Raw genomic sequence first — 17,845 nt, 5'->3', positions numbered from 1 at the left:
CGCGCGCGCTCGCCGTTCACCGGCGCCCTCAGTGGCCCGCCGAGTCCAGCGCGGACTGGAGGGACTGCTTGTAGCCGGTGCTCGTGTACGAGGCGCCCGACACCATGTCGATGTTCGCGCTCTGCGCGGCCAGCGCCTCCCGCCGCAGCTGGGGCAGCGCGTAGCTGTTGATCTCCTGGTCGCGCGGATTGTCCTGCGGGTACTGCACGGCCGTCACGTCCGTGATCCTGCCGCCCGTGATCGTCACCCGGACCTGGACCGGACCCCAGCGGGTCTGCACCGTGTCACCGGTGACGGTCCTGGTGCCCTTGGCGGAGCCGGTGGAGCCGCTGCCGGATCCGGAGGTGCCGCCGGATCCCGAGGCGCCGCCGGAACCCGCCGCCGGGTCCGCACTGCTCGACACGGCGGGCCGGCCGGCGTTCGCCGTGATCAGCGTGGGACTCGTGTGCGGCTTCAGCGACAGCAGCATCACCATCCCGGAGACGGTGGCGGCACTGGCCAGCACGATGCGGCGGAGCGGACGGTTCTTCTTCAACGCGTGCACAGCGGCTGCCTCACAGCTCGAACGACTCGTGATGGATACGGCGGTCCGGCACCCCGGCCGCCCGCAGCGCCTCGTACATGTCCTGCGCGAAGCCGTGCGGACCGCAGAGGTACACGTCATGCCCGGCGATCCCGGGGAACGTCGCGCGCAGCGACTCGGCCGAGATGTCCGGACGCCGACCGCCGGGCCCGTTCAGGGCGTACAGCACCTGCGCGCCGCGCCAGCGGGCGATCGCCTCCAGCTCGCCGCCCAGCGCCAGGTCCTCGGCGCCGCGCGCCCGGTACAGCAGGGTGACCTCGCCGGGCAGCGTCTCGAACAGCGCGCGCAGCGGGGTGACCCCGACCCCGGCGGCGATCAGCAGGGAGTGGTGGCTGGTGGCCCGGTCGGCGGTCATCGCCCCGTACGGGCCCTCCGCCCACACCCGGGTGCCGGGCTTCAGCAGGGCGACGGCGCCGCTGTGGTCGCCGAGGGCCTTGACGGTGATGCGCATCAGGTCCGCGCGCGGCGGCGCCGACAGGGAGTACGGCGTCGACGTCCAGGCCATGCCCTCGCCGAGGAACCGCCAGCGGAAGAACTGCCCCGGCCGCGCGCCGAGTTCATCGAGATGCCGGCCGCGTACGACGACCGAGTGGACGCCCGGCGCCTCCTGGTGGACCGAGTCCACCCGCAGCCGGTGGCGCCGGTTGAGGCGGACGGGGGCCAGGATCCGGAACCACAGGACCAGGGCCGCGACACCGAGGTACAGCGCGTACCACAGGGCGGTCGCCAGCGGCTTGCCGTGGAACTCGTTGCCCAGCGACAGCTGGTGGAAGAAGGCCAGGAAGACGGCCGCGTAGGTGAGCAGGTGGACGTAGTACCAGAACTCGTGGCTCGTCCGGCGGCGCACGGCCCGGGCCGAGGTGATGCCGACCGCGAAGAGGATCGCCGTGCCGGCGGTGGTCTTCAGCATGTCCGGGTAGTCCAGCACGACGGTGACCGTCTCGTGCCACAGCGAGGCGTGGTCCTGGGCGGCGTACCCGGCGAGGACCAGCACGATGTGCGCGACGAGCAGGCTGACCGTGTACCGGCCGGCCATCGCGTGCCAGCGGGCCACCCGGTCCGAGCCGACCCGGGTCTCCAGCAGCGGCACCCGCGCCATCAGACCGACCAGCACCGCGCAGGCGTACCCGCACAGCAGTCCGGCGAGCCGCCCGGCGCCGGTCAGCCAGCCGGCCGTGCCGACCACCGCTCCGGTGCCGGTCCACCACAGCGCCAACGCGCCCGCCGCGCCGGCCCACAGCACGGCGAGCACGGGGCCCGCGGGGGTGCGCCGTGCGGTCACGGGCACGGGCGGTGCCGCCCGCCGCGCATCCACCGTGGTCATAGGTTCCACGCCCTTTCGTCCGTCTTGCCCCGGCAACTGTGCCGGGCAAATCTCTGAGCCACCTCTGAGCGAGCCTGTGACCTGGGCTTTTGAGAGCGGACTCAGAGAGCTTTCTCATCCGGCGTTCAGTGCGGCGCCGCCGTGGCGGTGAGCGCACTCACAGGGAACTCAGAGCGGACGCGGTACACCACACCCGCCGCCAGGGGCGATGCTGGAGACGCGATGAACACGACCCGCTCCACCCGCTCCACCCGCTCCGGCCGTCCGGCCCTCACCCGCCCCGACGGCACCCCGCTGCGCGTCCTCGTCGTCGACGACGACCCGGACCTCGCCGAGGTGCTCACCGGCGCCCTGCGCTACGAGGGCTGGGAGGTGCGCGCGGCCGGCGACGGCGCCTCGGCCCTCAGCACCGCCCGCGAGCTGCTGCCCGACGCCGTCGTCCTCGACGTGATGCTCCCCGACACCGACGGCTTCACCGTGCTGCGCGGACTGCACGAGGTGAAGCCCGACGTCTGTGTGCTCTTCCTCACGGCGCGCGACGCGGTGGAGGACCGGATCGCCGGCATCACCGCGGGCGGCGACGACTACGTCACCAAGCCGTTCAGCCTGGAGGAGGTCGTCGCCCGGCTGCGCGGACTGCTGCGCCGCGCCGGCATGGCCCGCCAGCAGGAGGACGGGCCGCGGCTGGTCGTCGGCGACCTGGTGATGGACGAGGAGGCCCGCGAGGTGAGCCGGGGCGGTGAGCTGATCGAACTGTCGCCGACCGAGTTCGAACTCCTCCGCTTCCTCATGCGCAACCCGCGCCGCGTGCTCAGCAAGGCCCAGATCCTCGACCGGGTCTGGTCCTACGACTTCGGCGGCCGGGCCCACGTGGTCGAGCTGTACATCTCGTACCTGCGCAAGAAGGTCGACGCGGGCCGCGAGCCCATGATCCACACCGTGCGCGGGGCGGGCTACGTCCTGAAGCCGGTGACCAGGTGAGTCGCCCGGGCCCCCGCGCACGCCTGTCCCGGCTGCCGCGGCCCCGCACCCTGCGCGCCCGGCTCACCGCCGGGCTGGTGGTGCTGCTCGCGATCAGCTGCGCCGCGGTCGGCGTGGCGGCCGTCGTCGAGCTGAACGGCTTCCTCACCCGCCGGCTCGACCAGCAGATCCAGCAGGCCGGCCCGGCCTTCCCGCAGAGCCTGGAGCACGGCACGTACAAACCGTCGGACCACGACGGTGACGAGCACGGCGACACCCGCCGCCAGGCCGCCGAGACGTTCGGCGCCCGCATGCTGTCCGGACGGGTCACCAGCGCGGCGGTCGTCCCGTCCCGGGCGGGGCAGGATCTCGGTGTCACTCTGACCGCCCACGACCGCGCGGCCCTGGCCGGGATCCCGGTGGACGGCCGCGGCCACACCGTGTGCCTGTCCCACCTGCGGGACTACCGGATGATGGCCTGGCGCGGCCGGGACGGCGACGTACTGATCACCGGGCTGCCGATGGAGCCGGTGCGCGCGGCGGTCCAACGCCTCGAAGCGGTCGCGGTGGTCGTCTTCGGGCTGGCCCTGGCCGCCGTCGGCGTGGCCGGGGCGCTGTGGGTCCGCTGGTCGCTGCGCCCGCTGAGCCGGGTCGCCGCGACCGCCACCCGGGTCAGCGAGCTGCCGCTGGCCACCGGCGAGGTGGTGCTGCCGCCGCGCGCCCCCGACCACGACCCGCGCAGCGAGGTCGGCCGGGTGGCCGCGGCGTTCAACCGCATGCTCCGGCACGTCGAGGACGCCCTGACCAAGCGGCACGCGAGCGAGGAGCGGCTGCGCCGGTTCGCCGCCGACGCCAGCCATGAGCTGCGCACCCCGGTCGCCTCGGTCCGCGGCCATGCCGAACTGGCCCTGCTGCACCCCGGTCCGGTGCCGCCGGAGATCACCCGGGCCCTGGAACGCATCAAGGCGGAGTCCTCCCGGATGGGCGAGATGGTCGACGACCTGCTCCTGCTGGCCCGCCTGGACGCGGGCCGTCCGCTGGAGCGGCAGCCGGTGGACCTGACGCACCTGGTCCTGGACGCGGTCACGGACGCCCGCGCGGCGGGCCCCGACCACGGCTGGTCCATGGACCTGCCGGAGGAGCCGGTCACGGTCCCCGGTGACGCCCACCGCCTCCACCAGGTGCTGGCCAACCTGCTGGCCAACGCCCGGCTGCACACCCCCGCGGGTACCAAGGTGACGGTCCTCCTGGAACAGGAGGACGACACCGCCGTCCTCCGCGTCCACGACGACGGCCCCGGCGTCCCCGAGGACGTCCAGCCGGGCGTCTTCGAACGCTTCACGCGGGCCGAACACCGCCGCCGCCCGGGCGCCTTCGGCGGGGGAGCGGGGCTGGGCCTGTCGATCGTGGCGGCGGTGGCGGAGGCGCACGGCGGAAGCGTCGGGCTGGAGAGCCGGCCCGGAGCGACGACGTTCCGGGTGACCCTGCCGATGTGAGGGACGCGCGGTGCGTCAGTACCGGGTCAGCGCGGTGGCCCCGCCGGCCGTCCCGATGGCGACGTGCGGAGCCTTCCCGGGCTCGGCCCACCGCAGAACGCGGCGCATGGCGTCCTTCGGCACCGACACGCACCCGGCCGTGGCGCCCTTGCCGTTGACGTGCAGGAAGATGCCGGCGCCGCGTCCGCGCACCGGCCGGTCGTAGTTGAAGCCGATGACGAGTCCGTACGCGTACTGCTCCGCGTAGGTGATCAGATGCTCGGACTCGGCGGCGCGGCAGTCGGCCGGCAGCGGGTCCACCCACCGGTTGTACGACGACGAGTCGTTGTCCTGGCACCACCAGGAGCTGTCCTTCACCGGGCGGTACGTGACGCGCGTGCCGCTCGGCGCCGGCTGGATCCCGAAGCCGAAGGGGAGGTCGAACAGCCCGGTCGGTGTCGTGTTCGTCCCCTGCGTGCGGGTGGCGCCGTCCGCCAGGCCGTTCGCCCCGAAGCGGGCCGGCGCCGAGCCCGCCCGCACCCACTGGCCGTCCCGCAGGTCCCACCAGGTGAGCGTCCCGGACGTGGCGCCGGTGCCCGGCGCCTCGGCGGTGACCAGCTGGGTGCCGCCGCCCGTGTCCGCCATCCGCGCGGGCAGCGGCCCGGATCCCGGTGCGGGTCCGGGCCCCGGCGCGGCGCCGAGCAGGGCGAGTGAGCAGGCGGGCACGAGGGCGAGCAGGACACCGGGGCGCATGGCTCAGACGGTAGACGGGGGGAGCGGCAACGGCAGCCCGGGTAGTCCGTCCAGGCTGCTCGCCACGTGTTCCTTCTTCTCGAAGTACAGGCTCAAGGACGCGTCGTCCTCGCGCGCGAAGCGCTTCTCGTGCAGGTCGCGGTCCTGTTCGTACGCCATGAAGGGGACGGCGTAGCCGCAGGTGTCCCGCACCAGCTCCGCGTGGACGACGATGATCGCGCGCAGTCCGTGGGGGGTCGGGTCGATGCCGGGGAAGTGCGCGAGCAGCTCCGTGAAGCGCGGGTCGTCGCGGAAGACCGGTTCGCCCCGGCCGTGGACGCGCACGATGTTCGGCGGGCCCTGGAAGGCGCACCACATCAGGGTGATCCGCCCGTTCTCCCGCAGGTGGGCGATGGTCTCGGCGTTGGACCCGGCGAAGTCCAGGTAGGCCACGGACCGTTCGTCGAGCACGGCGAACGAGCCCTTGAGGCCCTTGGGCGAGAGATTGACCGTGCCGTCGCCGGAGAGCGGGGCGGTCGCGGTGAAGAACAGGGGCTGCTCCTCGATGAACCTCCGGAGCCGGCCGTCGATGCGCTCATATGTCTTTCCCATGTCCGACGATTATCGGCGAAACTCCTTCGACTGTCTAAGGAATTGCCGGAACGGACATGCCGGGGCCGCCCCGGCCGGCGTTTGTCGGGGCGGCCCCGGGGCCTGCTACCTCACTTGGTCAGGGTGCAGGCGGCGAGGGAGTCGAGGCCGGTGGGCTTGGTTCCCTTGCGGCCGATGGCGGTGGCGATGCGGTCGATGGTGGAGACGCGCTTGTCCTTGAGGGGGCCGAGGATGGCGTTGTTGACGAAGTTGGGGCCGCCTTGTCCGACGGTGTTCTGCAGTCGGGTGTTGGCTTCCTGGATCTGGCTTTGCAGGAGGGTGAGGTTGCGGGTGACCTCGGCCTGGGCGGAGGCGGGGACGGCCGGGAGCTTGGAGGCGACGTCCGGGCAGGTGATGGTCCCGGCTCCGGTGCCGCCGCCCGCCTGCTGCTTCGCCGCGCCGCCCGACGCGGTGCCGCCGCCGGCGTTCGCGCCACCCGCGTTTGCGCCTCCGGCGTTCGCGCCACCCGCGTTCCCGCCCCCGGCGTTCGCGCCGCTGCCGTTCAGGGTGCAGGCGGCGAGGGAGTCGAGGCCGGTGGGCTTGGTTCCCTTGCGGCCGATGGCGGTGGCGATGCGGTCGATGGTGGAGACGCGCTTGTCCTTGAGGGGGCCGAGGATGGCGTTGTTGACGAAGTTGGGGCCGCCTTGTCCGACGGTGTTCTGCAGTCGGGTGTTGGCTTCCTGGATCTGGCTTTGCAGGAGGGTGAGGTTGCGGGTGACCTCGGCCTGGGCGGAGGCGGGGACGGCCGGGAGCTTGGAGGCGACGTCCGGGCAGGTGATCGTGCCGGGGCTCGCCGCCAGCGTGCGCGCGTTCGTCGTGCCGTCGCTCTTGCCGGGCGTCCCGGCGAGGGCCGAGCCGGCGATCACCGCACCGGACAGCACCACGGCGGCGGCGCCGCCGATGAGGGCCACGCGGCGCTTGTTGTACTTCGGAAGAGCCCTGGACATGCGGATGCCTCACTTGGTCAGGAGTGGGTTCGGCGGGGGACGCGGCGCCTGCGTTCGGAGGGGAGTACGAGAAAGCGGTTGCCGCTGTTCAATCCCTCCGCGAATTGACGAAACATGCGCACCTCTGCATACTCATGCACAACAAGAGCGCAGTGTGAGGAGAGGCCCGTGGCCGAGCGCGTCGTACTCGCCTGTTCGGGCGGCCTGGACACCTCCGTCGCCATCGGCTGGATCGCCGAGGAGGCGGGCGCCGAGGTCATCGCCCTCGCGGTGGACGTCGGCCAGGGCGGCGAGGACCTGGACGTCGTCCGCAAGCGCGCCCTCGCCTGCGGGGCCGTCGAGGCCGAAGTCGCAGGCGCCGAGCACGAGTTCGCCGACGAGTACTGCCTCCCGGCGATCAAGGCCAACGCCCTCTACATGGACCGCTACCCGCTGGTCTCGGCGCTCTCCCGGCCGCTGATCGTCAAGCACCTCGTCGCCGCCGCGCGCAAGCACGGCGCCACCACCGTCGCCCACGGCTGCACCGGCAAGGGCAACGACCAGGTCCGCTTCGAGGCCGGCATCGCCGCCCTCGCCCCCGATCTGACGTGCGTCGCCCCGGTGCGCGACTACGCCATGACCCGGGACAAGGCGATCGCCTTCTGCGAGGCCGAGCAGCTCCCGATCCCCACCACCAGGAAGTCCCCGTACTCCATCGACCAGAACGTCTTCGGACGCGCCGTCGAGACGGGCTTCCTGGAGGACATCTGGAACGCCCCGATCGAGGACGTCTACGCGTACACCGCCGACCCGGCGGAGCCCCGCGAGGCCGACGAGGTGGTCATCACGTTCCAGGCGGGCGCCCCGGTCGCGATCGACGGCGAGCCCGTCACCGTCCTCGAGGCGATCCAGCGGCTCAACGCGCGCGCCGGCGCCCAGGGCGTCGGCCGGATCGACATGGTCGAGGACCGCCTCGTCGGCATCAAGTCCCGTGAGGTGTACGAGGCGCCGGGCGCGATCGCCCTGACCACCGCCCACCAGGAGCTGGAGAACGTCACCGTCGAGCGCGAACTCGCCCGTTACAAGCGCCAGGTGGAGCAGCGCTGGGGCGAACTGGTCTACGACGGCCAGTGGTTCTCCCCGCTCAAGCGTGCCCTGGACGGCTTCGTCGACGAGGCGAACCAGCACGTCACCGGCGACATCCGGATGACCCTGCACGGCGGACGAGCCGTCGTCACCGGCCGCCGCTCCGAGTCGTCCCTGTACGACTTCGGCCTCGCCACCTACGACACCGGCGACACCTTCGACCAGGCCGCGGCCAAGGGCTTCATCGACATCCACGGCCTGTCCTCGAAGATCGCCGCCCGGCGTGATCTGCGGGCATAGCCTGACGCAGGACCCGCACAACCGACCCACTTCCCTAGGAGCAGCGCAAGTGAGCAGCAACAGCGGTGACGTACGGCTCTGGGGCGGCCGTTTCGCCGACGGTCCCGCCGAGGCCCTGGCGAAGCTGTCCGCGTCCGTCCACTTCGACTGGCGGCTCGCGCCCTACGACATCGCCGGCTCGCGTGCCCACGCGCGCGTCCTGAACAAGGCGGGCCTCCTCACCGAGGACGAACTGGAGCGGATGATCGCCGGGCTCGACCAGCTGGAGGCCGACGTCGCCTCCGGCGCGTTCACGGGCACCATCGCCGACGAGGACGTGCACACCGCCCTGGAACGCGGGCTGCTGGAGCGCCTCGGCCCGGACCTCGGCGGCAAGCTGCGCGCCGGCCGGTCGCGCAACGACCAGGTGGCGACCCTCTTCCGGATGTACCTCAGGGACCACGCCCGGACGATCGGCGCCCTGATCGCCGACCTCCAGGACGCCCTGATCGGCCTCGCCGAGGCCCACCCGGACGTCGCGATGCCGGGCCGCACCCACCTCCAGCACGCCCAGCCGGTGCTCTTCGCCCACCACGTCCTCGCCCACGTGCAGTCCCTGTCCCGGGACGCCGAGCGGCTGCGCCAGTGGGACGAGCGCACGGCCGTGTCGCCGTACGGCTCCGGCGCCCTCGCCGGTTCCTCCCTGGGCCTGGACCCGGAGGCGGTCGCGCAGGACCTCGGCTTCGAGCACGGCAGCGTCGGCAACTCCATCGACGGCACGGCCTCCCGTGACTTCGTCGCCGAGTTCGCCTTCATCACCGCGATGATCGGCGTGAACCTCTCCCGGATCGCCGAGGAGATCATCATCTGGAACACGAAGGAGTTCTCCTTCGTGACCCTGCACGACGCGTTCTCCACCGGCTCCTCGATCATGCCGCAGAAGAAGAACCCGGACATCGCGGAGCTGGCGCGCGGCAAGTCCGGCCGCCTGATCGGCAACCTGACCGGCCTGATGGCGACGCTGAAGGCGCTCCCGCTGGCGTACAACCGCGACCTGCAGGAGGACAAGGAGCCGGTCTTCGACTCCTGCGACCAGCTGGAGGTGCTGCTGCCCGCCTTCACCGGCATGATCGCCACCCTCGCCGTCAACCGCGAGCGCATGGAGGAGCTGGCCCCGGCCGGCTTCTCGCTCGCCACCGACATCGCCGAGTGGCTGGTCAAGCAGGGCGTGCCGTTCCGCGTGGCGCACGAGGTCGCGGGGGAGTGCGTGAAGGTCGCCGAGGCCGAGGGCAAGGAGCTGGACGACCTCACGGACGAGCAGTTCGCGAAGATCTCCGCGCATCTCACCCCGGAGGTGCGCGGCGTGCTCAACGTCCCGGGCGCCCTCGCGTCCCGCAACGGGCGCGGCGGTACGGCGCCGAGCGCGGTCGCGGTGCAGCTCGCCGAGGTCAAGGCGGACGTCGCACAGCAGCACCGGTGGGCGGACGCCAAGAAGCAGAGCTAGCGCCCGGGCAGGTGACGTTTGCCCGTCAGGGAGCGGCGTCCGGTGCGTGCTGTCGGTGTGCCGGCCGGAAGTCCTCGTACTGGGCGTGCTTGGGCTTTCGGCCGGTGCGGCGAGTGGGGGCACCTCCCGCGCAGCGGGGGAGCGTGCCGGGCGTCGCGACGGGGCGAACGTTGCCTGCCCGGGCACTCGGCGCCCGGGCAGTGGTTCCGAGGCGCCCCGCTCCCCGAGTGGGGCGCCATCGCGGGTTACGTTGGTCGAAAGCCGTACCGGAGCCGACCGAACGGAACCCGCGATGCCCTTCTCCCGCCTCGCCACCGCCACCACCCCGACCTGCCACATCGGCCTGGGCCTGGCCGCCGTCGGCCGCCCCGGCTACATCAACCTGGGCCGGGACGAGGACCTCGGGGAGGACCGCAGCGTCGACGCCCTGCGCGAGCGCACCCATGAACTCCTGGACGCGGCCTACGCCCAGGGCGTCCGCTACGTCGACGTGGCCCGCTCCTACGGCCGCTCCGAGGAGTTCCTCGCCGACTGGCTGAACGCCCACCCCGGCCTCGACGACGTGGTCGTCGGCAGCAAGTGGGGCTACAGCTACACCGCCGACTGGTCGGCGAGGGCCGAGACGCACGAGGTCAAGGACCACGGCCTCGCGACGTACGAGCGCCAGCGCGGCGAGACCGACGCGCTGCTCGGCGGGCGGCTCGACCTCTACCAGATCCACTCGGTGACCCCGGACAGCCCGGCCCTCACCGACAAGGACCTGCACGCCCGGCTCGCCGAGGCCGCCGCGGGCGGCCTCACCGTCGGCTTCTCCACCAGCGGCCCCGCCCAGGCCGACGCCATCCGCGCGGCCCTGGAGATCACCGTCGGCGGCGAGCCCCTCTTCCGCACCGTGCAGTCGACGTACAACGCCCTGGAGACCTCGGCCGCGCCCGCCCTCGCCGAGGCCCACGACGCCGGGCTCACCGTGATCGTCAAGGAGGGCATGGCCAACGGCCGGCTCGCCGCGCCCCACGCGCCCGAGGCGCTGCGGGCCGTCGCCGAGGAGACCTCCCTCGGCTGCGACGCCGTGGCGCTCGCCTGGATCCTGTGCCAGCCCTGGGCGGGCGTCGTCCTCTCCGGTGCCGCGACCGTCCCGCAGCTCCTCTCCAACCTGCACGCCCCCGCCGTCGACCTCGACGCGGACCAGCTGGCCCGCCTCGCCACGCTCGCCGAGGAGCCGGGCGCCTACTGGGAGCGGCGCGGACGGCTGCCCTGGCACTGATCTCCCCCGTCCCACACCCCGCTGACCGGCGACTATGAGCCACGCATGCCCTGTATGAGACAGAGATGTCTCACATGGGCTACTGTTGTCTCATGGCCCTGGATCGTGACCACGTGCTGCGCAGCGCAGCCGCCCTGCTGACCCGCAAGTCCACCGCGACCATGGACGAGGTCGCCAAGGCGGCCGGGATCAGCCGGGCCACGCTGCACCGCCACTTCGCCGGGCGCGACGCGCTCGTGCGGGCGCTGGAGGCGCTCGGCATCGCGGAGTGCGAGGCGGCCGTGGACCGCGCCCGGCTGGACGAAGGGTCCGCGAGCGAGGCCGTCCGCAGACTGGTGCGCGAGATCCAGCCCGCCGCCGGACTGCTGGCCTTCCTCTACGGCGAGAGCCAGCTGTGGGAGGGCGAGCGGCAGAACGACGGCTGGCAGCGTCTGGACGCCCGTGTCGGCGCGGTCTTCCAGCGCGGGCAGCGCTCCGGCGAGTTCCGCATCGACCTCACCCCGGTCTGGCTCACCGAGGCGCTGTACGGGCTGACCGCCTCCTGCGCCTGGGCCATCCTGGACGGCCGCGTGGCCGCCCGGGACTTTCCGACCATGGTCGCCGAGCTGCTGCTCGGCGGCGCCGTACGAAGAGAGGAACCATGACCAGCACCGTGCAGCCGGCCCGCGCGGCGGAGACGGAGAAGCGTCCGGGCCGCTGGCTCGCGCTCTGCGTCCTCGTCCTGGCCGTGCTGCTGGTGGCCGTCGACGCCACCGTCCTCGGCCTCGCGACCCCCTACATCAGCGAAGACCTGGGCCCCTCCGGCACCCAGCTGCTGTGGATCGGCGACGTCTACTCCTTCGTCATCGCCGGTCTGCTGGTCTCCATGGGCAGCCTCGGCGACCGCATCGGCCGCAAGCGGATCCTGCTCGGCGGCGCCACGGCGTTCGGCGCCGTATCGGTGCTCAACGCCTATGCCGCGACGCCGGAGTTGATGATCCTGGCGCGGGCTCTGCTCGGCGTCGCGGGCGCGACCCTGATGCCCGCCACCCTCGCCCTGATCCGCAACCTCTTCCACGACCCGCGCGAGCGCAGCCTCGCCGTCGGCGTCTGGGGCGCGACCGCCTCCGCCGGCACGGCCGTCGGCCCGATCGCGGGCGGATTCCTCCTCGAACACTTCTGGTGGGGCTCGGTCTTCCTCATCAACCTCCCGGTGATGGCGGTGCTGGTCCTCGTCGGCATCCGCACGCTGCCCGAGTCCCGCAACCCGAACCCCGGCCCCTGGGACCTGACCAGTGTCCTGCTGTCGCTGGTCGGCATGATCGGCGTCGTGTACGCGGTCAAGGAGGCGGCCACGCACGGCGCGACCTGGCCCACCCTCGCCGCCGGCCTGCTGGGCGCCGCCGCGCTGTGCGGCTTCGTCCGCCGCCAGCTCACCATGCCGGTCCCGCTGCTGGACATGCGGCTCTTCAGGAGCCGCGGCTTCAGCGGGGCGGTCCTCGCCGACCTGCTGACCGTGCTCGGCATGTCCGGCCTGGTGTTCTTCCTCTCCCAGTACCTGCAACTCGTCCAGGGCAGGCGCCCGTTCGAGGCGGGTCTCGCCGAACTGCCCGCCGCCGTCGGCGCGGTGGTGGCCGGTCTGATGGCGGGCCGTGCCGCCCGCCGCTTCTCGGTACGGGCCGTGGTCTCCGGCGGCCTCGCCGCGGTGGGCCTCGCCCTCGCCGCGCTGACGACACTGGGCGCGTCCACGGGCTACCCGGTCCTCGGCGCGGCGCTGCTGGTCGTCGGTGTCGGCGCCGGCTTCTCCTTCACCGTGACGGCCGACGTCATCCTCTCCAGCGTGCCCAAGGAGCAGGCGGGCGCAGCCTCCGCGGTCTCCGAGACGGCGTACGAACTGGGCGCGGCCCTGGGCATCGCCCTGCTCGGCTCGATCGTGACGGGCGTCTACCGCGACTTCACCGGCCCCGCGGGAACTCCGCCCCAGGCCCACGAGTCACTGGGCGCGGCGGTGGAGGCAGCGACGAAGATGCCTTCGCACCCGGCCCAGCAGATGCTGGCAGCGGCTCGCGAATCCTTCGTCCACGGCCTCCACCTGGCCTCGGGCGCGGGAGCGGCGGTCCTGCTCGGAACGGCGGTGGCGGCATGGTTCTTGCTGAAGAACCAGAAACTGGAAAGCTCCGGGTGAGGGGAGCGCCCCGAAGGGGCGCCGGGCTGGGCCGACCGTACCGCCGGCGGCGCTAGGCGGCCTTCGCCTTCGTCGCGTACATGTCCACGTACTCCTGCCCGCCCAACCGCATGACCTCGGCCATCACGGAATCGGTCACCGCCCGCAGCACATAGCGGTCTCGGTCCATCCCGTCGTACCGCGAGAACTCCATCGCCTCACCGAAACGAACGGTCACCTTGCCGGGCCGCGGAATCCCCCGGCCCCCCGGCTGCAGCTTGTCCGTGCCGATCATGGCGAACGGCACCACCGGCGCACCGGTCATCAGCGTCAGCCGCGCGATGCCGGTGCGCCCGCGGTAGAGCCGGCCGTCGGGCGAACGGGTGCCCTCGGGGTAGATCCCGAAGATCCGTCCCTCCTCCAGGATCCGCCGTCCGGTCATCAGCGCGGCCACACCGCCGTTGGCCCCGTCACGGTCCACCGGGATCATGCCGACGCCGGTGAAGAACCACGCCATGAGCCGGCCCTTGACACCCTTGCCGGTGACGTACTCGTCCTTGCCGATGAAGTGCACCTGCCGCTTGGTGACCAGCGGCAGCACGATCGAGTCGATGAACGTGAGGTGATTGCCCGCCAGGATCACCGGGCCGTCCCCCGGGATGTGCTCCACGCCCTCCACCTGTGGGCGGAACATCAGGCGCATGATCGGTCCGAGCACTGCCTTGATGAGCCGGAAGCGGGACAACGGGTCCTCCGATGTCGAGGGGCGTTATGAGTCTGTGCAGGTGAGGACATTACTCGCGGCCCCCCGCCGAACGCACATCGGGGACGCCCGGTTCGCTCAGGTCTTACGAAGTGTTGACACAACAGACCGCACAGGACACACGGCGTCACCCCGCTGTTCCGGCACAGGCCCCCCTTCGGTCACGTGTACGACCCTACGATCGCCCCGACTTCGAAGAGCTCAGAAGACATGGACGCGGACGGCAGGAGACGCTGATGGGCGGCGAGCAGACGAACGAGCAGACACAGGGCACCGGACGGCGGGCGCTCCTCGGCGCGGCGGTGTTCGGCGCGGGCGGAGCGGTCCTCGGACTGCCGGGGCCGGCGGGCGCGGCGCAGGCCCGGACCGCCGTGCCCGCGGGCCGGGGCCTGAAGAGCCTGCCGAAGCCCGCGGTCATCGGTCACCGCGGCGCCAGCGGCTACCGGCCCGAGCACACCTTCGGCTCGTACGACCTGGCTCTCGACCTCGGCGCCGACGTGGTCGAGGCCGGTGACCTGGTGCCCACCAAGGACGGCCATCTCGTCTGCCGGCACGAGCCGGAGATCGGCGGCACCACGGACGTCGCCGACCATCCCGAGTTCGCCGGCCGCAGGACCACCAAGGTGCTCGACGGAGTCGCCACCACCGGCTGGTTCACCGAGGACTTCACGCTCGCCGAGCTGAAGACCCTGCGCGCGGTGGAGCGCGTCCCGGCCAACCGTCCGCACAACACCCTCTACAACGGGCGGTGGGAGATCCCCACGTTCGAAGAGGTCCTGAAGTGGCAGGACGAGCAGACCCGCAAGCGCGGCAGGCAGGTCTGGATCTACCCCGAGACCAAGCACCCCACCTACTTCCGGGGGCTCGGTCTCGGCCTGGAGGAGCGGGTGGCGAAGCTGCTCGCCAAGTACGGCAAGGACGGCCGGAACTCGCCGGTCATCCTGCAGTCCTTCGAGCCCACCAGCATCCAGAAGCTCAACCAGCTGGTCGACAACCCGCTCGTCGTGCTGCTCTCCTCCGCCGACAGCCGCCCCTACGACTTCGTCGAGGCGGGTGACCCGCGCACGGTCGCCGATCTCATCACTCCCAAGGGGCTGCGCGAGATCGCCGGTTACGCCCAGGGCATCGGCCCGACCCTGGACCTGGTCATCCCGAAGAAGGCGGACGGCACCCTGGGCGAGCCGACCACGCTCGTCCGCGACGCGCACAAGGTGGGCCTGGTCCTGCACCCCTACACCATGCGCAACGAGAACCCGTTCCTGCCGGCCGAGTACCGCAGGGGCGGCGCGGCCGACGCCTACGGAGACTCCTTCGGGGCGTTCCGTACGTACTTCGCGACCGGCATCGACGGCGTCTTCACCGACAACGCCGACACCGCCCTGCTCGCCCGGGCCGACCACCTGGCCGGCCGAGCGGGCTGAGCCGTCGTCAACCGTTCGACCGGCCGCGCCTCGTTCGGGCTGACTCCGCGCCGCCCCGGAAACCTGCTCCCGGGGCGGCGCGTCGTTCCGCATATGACGCACGACTTGGTGGCGGCCCTGCGCCCGCTGCTCACCGCCGAGGCCTCGGCCGAGGCATATGCGGCCGGGAGCGAGCCCGGCGACCTGGAGCAGGCCGTCTGGGTCCGGCTGCTGGAGAGGCTGCAGCGCGACGGGCCGCCCCCGGACCCCGAGGGCTGGCTGCGCAAGGCCGTCCGCGCCGAGGCCCGCCGCAGCCGCCGCACCACCCGTCTCGAACGCCCGTACGACATCGAGCCGGCCGACGACACCCGCGCCGGCCCCGAGCAGCTCGCGGTCGCCGCCGCCCGGCACCGCGCCCTGCGCGAGGCGGTCCGCCGGCTGCCCGGCCGCTGCCCCCGGCTGATCGAGGCGCTGCTGTCCTCGAAGGACCCGACATACCGGGAGATCGCGGGGGAGTTGGGTATCTCACAGGGCAGTCTTGGCCCGGAACGCTCCAGATGTCTGGGATGTCTACGGCGTTTGCTCACCCCGGAGGTTGCGGCGCGCGAAGCACGGGGATAGGAGTGAGAGCGACAGGTGATCAGGTGAGCGGGAGGCGTGCGCACATGGGCATGAGCGTGACCATCTCGGTGGCGACCGAGCAGGACGCGGAGCAGATCTTCAGGCTCCAGTACCTGTGCTTCCAGAGCGAGGCGGCGCTGTACGGCAACTACCGCATCGACCCGCTGGTCCAGACGCTGGACTCCGTCCGGCAGGAAGTCGCCTCCGACTGCGTCTTCGTCGCCCGGCTCGGCGACGAGGTGGTCGGCTCCGTGCGCGGCAAGGTCACCGAGGACGGCGCCGCCGCCATCGGCACGCTCTGCGTCCACCCCCGCCTCCAGGGCCACGGCATCGGCGCGCGGCTGCTGCGCACGGCTGAAGCGGCATTGGTGCAGGAGCGGGGCGCGCGGAAGTTCCGCCTCTTCACCGGCCACCGCAGCGAGGGCAACCTCCGGCTCTACCGCCGCTCCGGCTACGAGACCGTGGGCCGCTCCAGGGGTGCCGACGGCGTGGAGCTGATCATCCTGGAGAAGCAGGCGGGCACGTACGTCGCTACGGCGTGACGGTGTCGCGCGACTTCCGCAGCCAGTACATCGCGGAGATCGGCAGCAGTACGGGAATGAAGACGTACCCCATCCCGTAGTCCGACCAGACGGTGGCGTCCGGGAAGGCCGAGGAGTCGGCCACGGTCCACGTACCGACGAGAAGCACACCCGCGAGCTCGGCGGCGCAGCACACCAGCGCCGCCTTGCGGGCGGTCTCGCCGCCCCGGATCAGCGTGTAGGTGATGAAGCCGTACACCAGGCCCGCGACGGCCGACAGCGAGTACGCCAGCGGTGCCCGATGGAAGTCCGTCGCGATCTGGAAGACCGACCGCGACACCGCGCCGACCACCATCACGCCGTAGAACCAGACGAGCAGCATGCCCGGCCCGCTGATCAGCCGGGCCGGTTTCTCCTCTGCCGCCGTCACGTCAGCCTCCCCAGATGTCATAGAGCCGCACCTCCAGCACGGCGAGCACCACACCGCCGGCGGCCGCCGTCACCGAGCCCCAGCGGGTCCGCTCGGCCAGCGACATCATCCCCGCCGCCGGCACACACGCGAACGCGCCCAGCAGATACGCCACGAAGATCGTCGTGCCCTGGTCCGGCTTCTGGCCCCGCGCCAGCTGCACGATCCCGATCACCAGCTGGATCACGGCCAGGAGCGACACCACGGCCATGCCGATGAAGTGCCAGTCCTTGGCCGGCTGGTCGCGGTACGCGGCCCAGCCGCACCACGCGGCGAGCAGCAGCGCGGTGATCCCGGTCACCAGCGTCAGGGCATTGAGCATGCGGAGACCTTATTACGGCCGAAACGGGCCCCGGCCGCCGACCCCGCCTCAGTCCGCAGGGTCTAGACCACACCGTAGGGTTCCGGGTATGACGATCCACGCGCAGGCCCTCCTCTTCGACAACGACGGCACCCTCGTCTCCTCCCTCGACTCCGTCGAGCGCTGCTGGTCACGGTGGGCCCGGGAGTACGGGATCACGGCCGAGGAACTCCGGCGCGTGGAGCTGCACGGGCGGCCCGCCGCCGAGATAGTCGCCGACCTGCTGCCCGCCCGCGTCGTGCCGGAAGCCGTCGCCCGGGTCGAGCAGTTGGAGGTGGAGGACGTGCCGAACGGAGGCGTACGGCTCCTGCCCGGCACGAGCGATCTCCTGGCGTCCCTGCCGGCCGAACTCTGGGCCGTCGTCACCTCCGCCACCCGGCGCCTGGCCGAGGCCCGCCTCGATGCCGTCGGCATCCTGCCCAAGACCCTGGTCGCCGCCGACGACATCACGCGCGGCAAGCCCGACCCCGAGCCCTACCTGCTCGCCGCCCGGCGGCTGGGCGTCGACCCCGCCCGCTGCGTCGTCTTCGAGGACGCCCCGGCCGGACTCCGGGCGGGCCGCGCGGCCGGGATGACCACCGTGGCGTTGACCACAACCCATCGCGCCGGGCAGCTGGACGCCGACCTCGTGGTGGAGGACCTGTCGGCGTTGTCCGCACTGGTCACCGACGCGGGCGTGGAGATCTCCGTCCGCCGCTGACGTCGCGGACGCCGTTGTCCGCCGCTGTCCACCATGCGGACAGCGGTCACCGGTCAGGAGCGTCCGTCTGCTTTACTGATCGC

Annotated in this window: 19 protein-coding genes; 11 read left to right on the top strand and 8 right to left on the bottom strand. The window is 72.3% G+C overall.

Annotation, left to right across the window (positions count from 1 at the left end):
- Window positions 1-28: 28 nt before the first annotated feature.
- Together ACZ60X_RS23870 and ACZ60X_RS23865 are read right to left on the bottom strand one after the other, a co-directional pair.
- Window positions 29-544: an FMN-binding protein gene (locus ACZ60X_RS23870; protein WP_469601867.1), complete on the bottom strand. Its 516-nt coding sequence runs from the start codon at window positions 542-544 to the stop codon at window positions 29-31.
- A gap of 10 nt (window positions 545-554) precedes the next feature.
- The gene (locus tag ACZ60X_RS23865; RefSeq protein ID WP_469601865.1) at window positions 555-1,907 is read right to left on the bottom strand and encodes a ferredoxin reductase family protein; all 1,353 of its coding nucleotides are present in this window, start codon (window positions 1,905-1,907) and stop codon (window positions 555-557) included.
- 222 nt (window positions 1,908-2,129) lie between these two features.
- Between ACZ60X_RS23865 and ACZ60X_RS23860 the strand changes: the two genes are divergently transcribed.
- Both ACZ60X_RS23860 and ACZ60X_RS23855 read left to right on the top strand, forming a co-directional pair.
- Window positions 2,130-2,888, top strand: coding sequence for a response regulator transcription factor (locus ACZ60X_RS23860; RefSeq protein ID WP_469601862.1), 759 nt, complete (start codon window positions 2,130-2,132; stop codon window positions 2,886-2,888).
- Entirely contained in the window at window positions 2,885-4,363 is a 1,479-nt protein-coding gene (locus tag ACZ60X_RS23855) for a sensor histidine kinase (protein WP_469601859.1), read from the top strand. Before ACZ60X_RS23860 ends, ACZ60X_RS23855 begins: the two co-directional genes overlap by 4 nt.
- A 15-nt stretch (window positions 4,364-4,378) precedes the next feature.
- On the opposite strand, the gene ACZ60X_RS23850 is transcribed toward ACZ60X_RS23855, so the two are convergent.
- The 3 genes from ACZ60X_RS23850 to ACZ60X_RS23840 all read right to left on the bottom strand — a co-directional run bounded on the left by ACZ60X_RS23850 (window position 4,379) and on the right by ACZ60X_RS23840 (window position 6,672).
- Window positions 4,379-5,095: a L,D-transpeptidase family protein gene (locus ACZ60X_RS23850; RefSeq protein ID WP_469601856.1), complete on the bottom strand. Its 717-nt coding sequence runs from the start codon at window positions 5,093-5,095 to the stop codon at window positions 4,379-4,381.
- A 3-nt stretch (window positions 5,096-5,098) separates the two neighbouring features.
- Entirely contained in the window at window positions 5,099-5,686 is a 588-nt protein-coding gene (locus ACZ60X_RS23845; RefSeq protein ID WP_469601852.1) for a pyridoxamine 5'-phosphate oxidase family protein, read from the bottom strand.
- Between the two features lie 110 nt (window positions 5,687-5,796).
- Complete coding sequence (locus ACZ60X_RS23840) at window positions 5,797-6,672, bottom strand: hypothetical protein (RefSeq protein ID WP_469601849.1); 876 nt, start codon at window positions 6,670-6,672, stop codon at window positions 5,797-5,799.
- A 168-nt stretch (window positions 6,673-6,840) separates the two neighbouring features.
- Here ACZ60X_RS23840 and ACZ60X_RS23835 point away from each other — a divergent pair, with 168 nt between their 5' ends.
- The 5 genes from ACZ60X_RS23835 to ACZ60X_RS23815 all read left to right on the top strand — a co-directional run bounded on the left by ACZ60X_RS23835 (window position 6,841) and on the right by ACZ60X_RS23815 (window position 12,948).
- Window positions 6,841-8,037, top strand: coding sequence for an argininosuccinate synthase (locus ACZ60X_RS23835; protein WP_469601846.1), 1,197 nt, complete (start codon window positions 6,841-6,843; stop codon window positions 8,035-8,037).
- 49 nt (window positions 8,038-8,086) lie between these two features.
- Window positions 8,087-9,520, top strand: coding sequence for an argininosuccinate lyase (gene argH, locus ACZ60X_RS23830; protein ID WP_469601842.1), 1,434 nt, complete (start codon window positions 8,087-8,089; stop codon window positions 9,518-9,520).
- 292 nt (window positions 9,521-9,812) lie between these two features.
- Window positions 9,813-10,784: an aldo/keto reductase gene (locus ACZ60X_RS23825; RefSeq protein WP_469601839.1), complete on the top strand. Its 972-nt coding sequence runs from the start codon at window positions 9,813-9,815 to the stop codon at window positions 10,782-10,784.
- 92 nt (window positions 10,785-10,876) lie between these two features.
- Window positions 10,877-11,428 carry a TetR/AcrR family transcriptional regulator gene (locus tag ACZ60X_RS23820; protein ID WP_469601837.1) on the top strand — a complete coding sequence of 184 codons (552 nt, stop codon included), beginning with the start codon at window positions 10,877-10,879 and terminating at the stop codon, window positions 11,426-11,428.
- Complete coding sequence (locus ACZ60X_RS23815; protein ID WP_469601834.1) at window positions 11,425-12,948, top strand: MFS transporter; 1,524 nt, start codon at window positions 11,425-11,427, stop codon at window positions 12,946-12,948. Before ACZ60X_RS23820 ends, ACZ60X_RS23815 begins: the two co-directional genes overlap by 4 nt.
- A 52-nt stretch (window positions 12,949-13,000) precedes the next feature.
- Here ACZ60X_RS23815 and ACZ60X_RS23810 read toward each other — a convergent pair whose 3' ends face one another.
- Window positions 13,001-13,672: a lysophospholipid acyltransferase family protein gene (locus ACZ60X_RS23810; protein WP_469601831.1), complete on the bottom strand. Its 672-nt coding sequence runs from the start codon at window positions 13,670-13,672 to the stop codon at window positions 13,001-13,003.
- Between the two features lie 254 nt (window positions 13,673-13,926).
- On the opposite strand from ACZ60X_RS23810, the gene ACZ60X_RS23805 reads away from it, so the two are divergent.
- The 3 genes from ACZ60X_RS23805 (at window position 13,927) to ACZ60X_RS23795 (ending at window position 16,253) form a co-directional block, all read left to right on the top strand.
- Complete coding sequence (locus ACZ60X_RS23805) at window positions 13,927-15,111, top strand: glycerophosphodiester phosphodiesterase (protein WP_469601829.1); 1,185 nt, start codon at window positions 13,927-13,929, stop codon at window positions 15,109-15,111.
- Window positions 15,112-15,204: 93 nt separating this feature from the next.
- The gene (locus ACZ60X_RS23800; RefSeq protein WP_469601826.1) at window positions 15,205-15,711 is read left to right on the top strand and encodes an RNA polymerase sigma factor; all 507 of its coding nucleotides are present in this window, start codon (window positions 15,205-15,207) and stop codon (window positions 15,709-15,711) included.
- 44 nt (window positions 15,712-15,755) lie between these two features.
- Complete coding sequence (locus tag ACZ60X_RS23795) at window positions 15,756-16,253, top strand: GNAT family N-acetyltransferase (RefSeq protein WP_469602385.1); 498 nt, start codon at window positions 15,756-15,758, stop codon at window positions 16,251-16,253.
- Here ACZ60X_RS23795 and ACZ60X_RS23790 read toward each other — a convergent pair.
- Together ACZ60X_RS23790 and ACZ60X_RS23785 are read right to left on the bottom strand one after the other, a co-directional pair.
- Window positions 16,243-16,683, bottom strand: a complete 441-nt coding sequence (locus tag ACZ60X_RS23790) for a hypothetical protein (RefSeq protein ID WP_469601824.1) — start codon at window positions 16,681-16,683, stop codon at window positions 16,243-16,245. The genes ACZ60X_RS23795 and ACZ60X_RS23790 overlap by 11 nt on opposite strands.
- The gene (locus ACZ60X_RS23785) at window positions 16,664-17,023 is read right to left on the bottom strand and encodes a hypothetical protein (RefSeq protein WP_469601821.1); all 360 of its coding nucleotides are present in this window, start codon (window positions 17,021-17,023) and stop codon (window positions 16,664-16,666) included. The genes ACZ60X_RS23790 and ACZ60X_RS23785 overlap by 20 nt, the downstream gene beginning before the upstream one ends.
- An 88-nt stretch (window positions 17,024-17,111) precedes the next feature.
- Between ACZ60X_RS23785 and ACZ60X_RS23780 the strand changes: the two genes are divergently transcribed.
- On the top strand, window positions 17,112-17,762 hold the full coding sequence (locus tag ACZ60X_RS23780; protein WP_469601819.1) for an HAD family hydrolase: 651 nt from the start codon (window positions 17,112-17,114) through the stop codon (window positions 17,760-17,762).
- Window positions 17,763-17,845 lie beyond the last annotated feature (83 nt).

Source organism: Streptomyces sp. NPDC104106, assembly GCF_055584345.1.
This window is presented reverse-complemented; position numbering and strand designations above follow the sequence as displayed.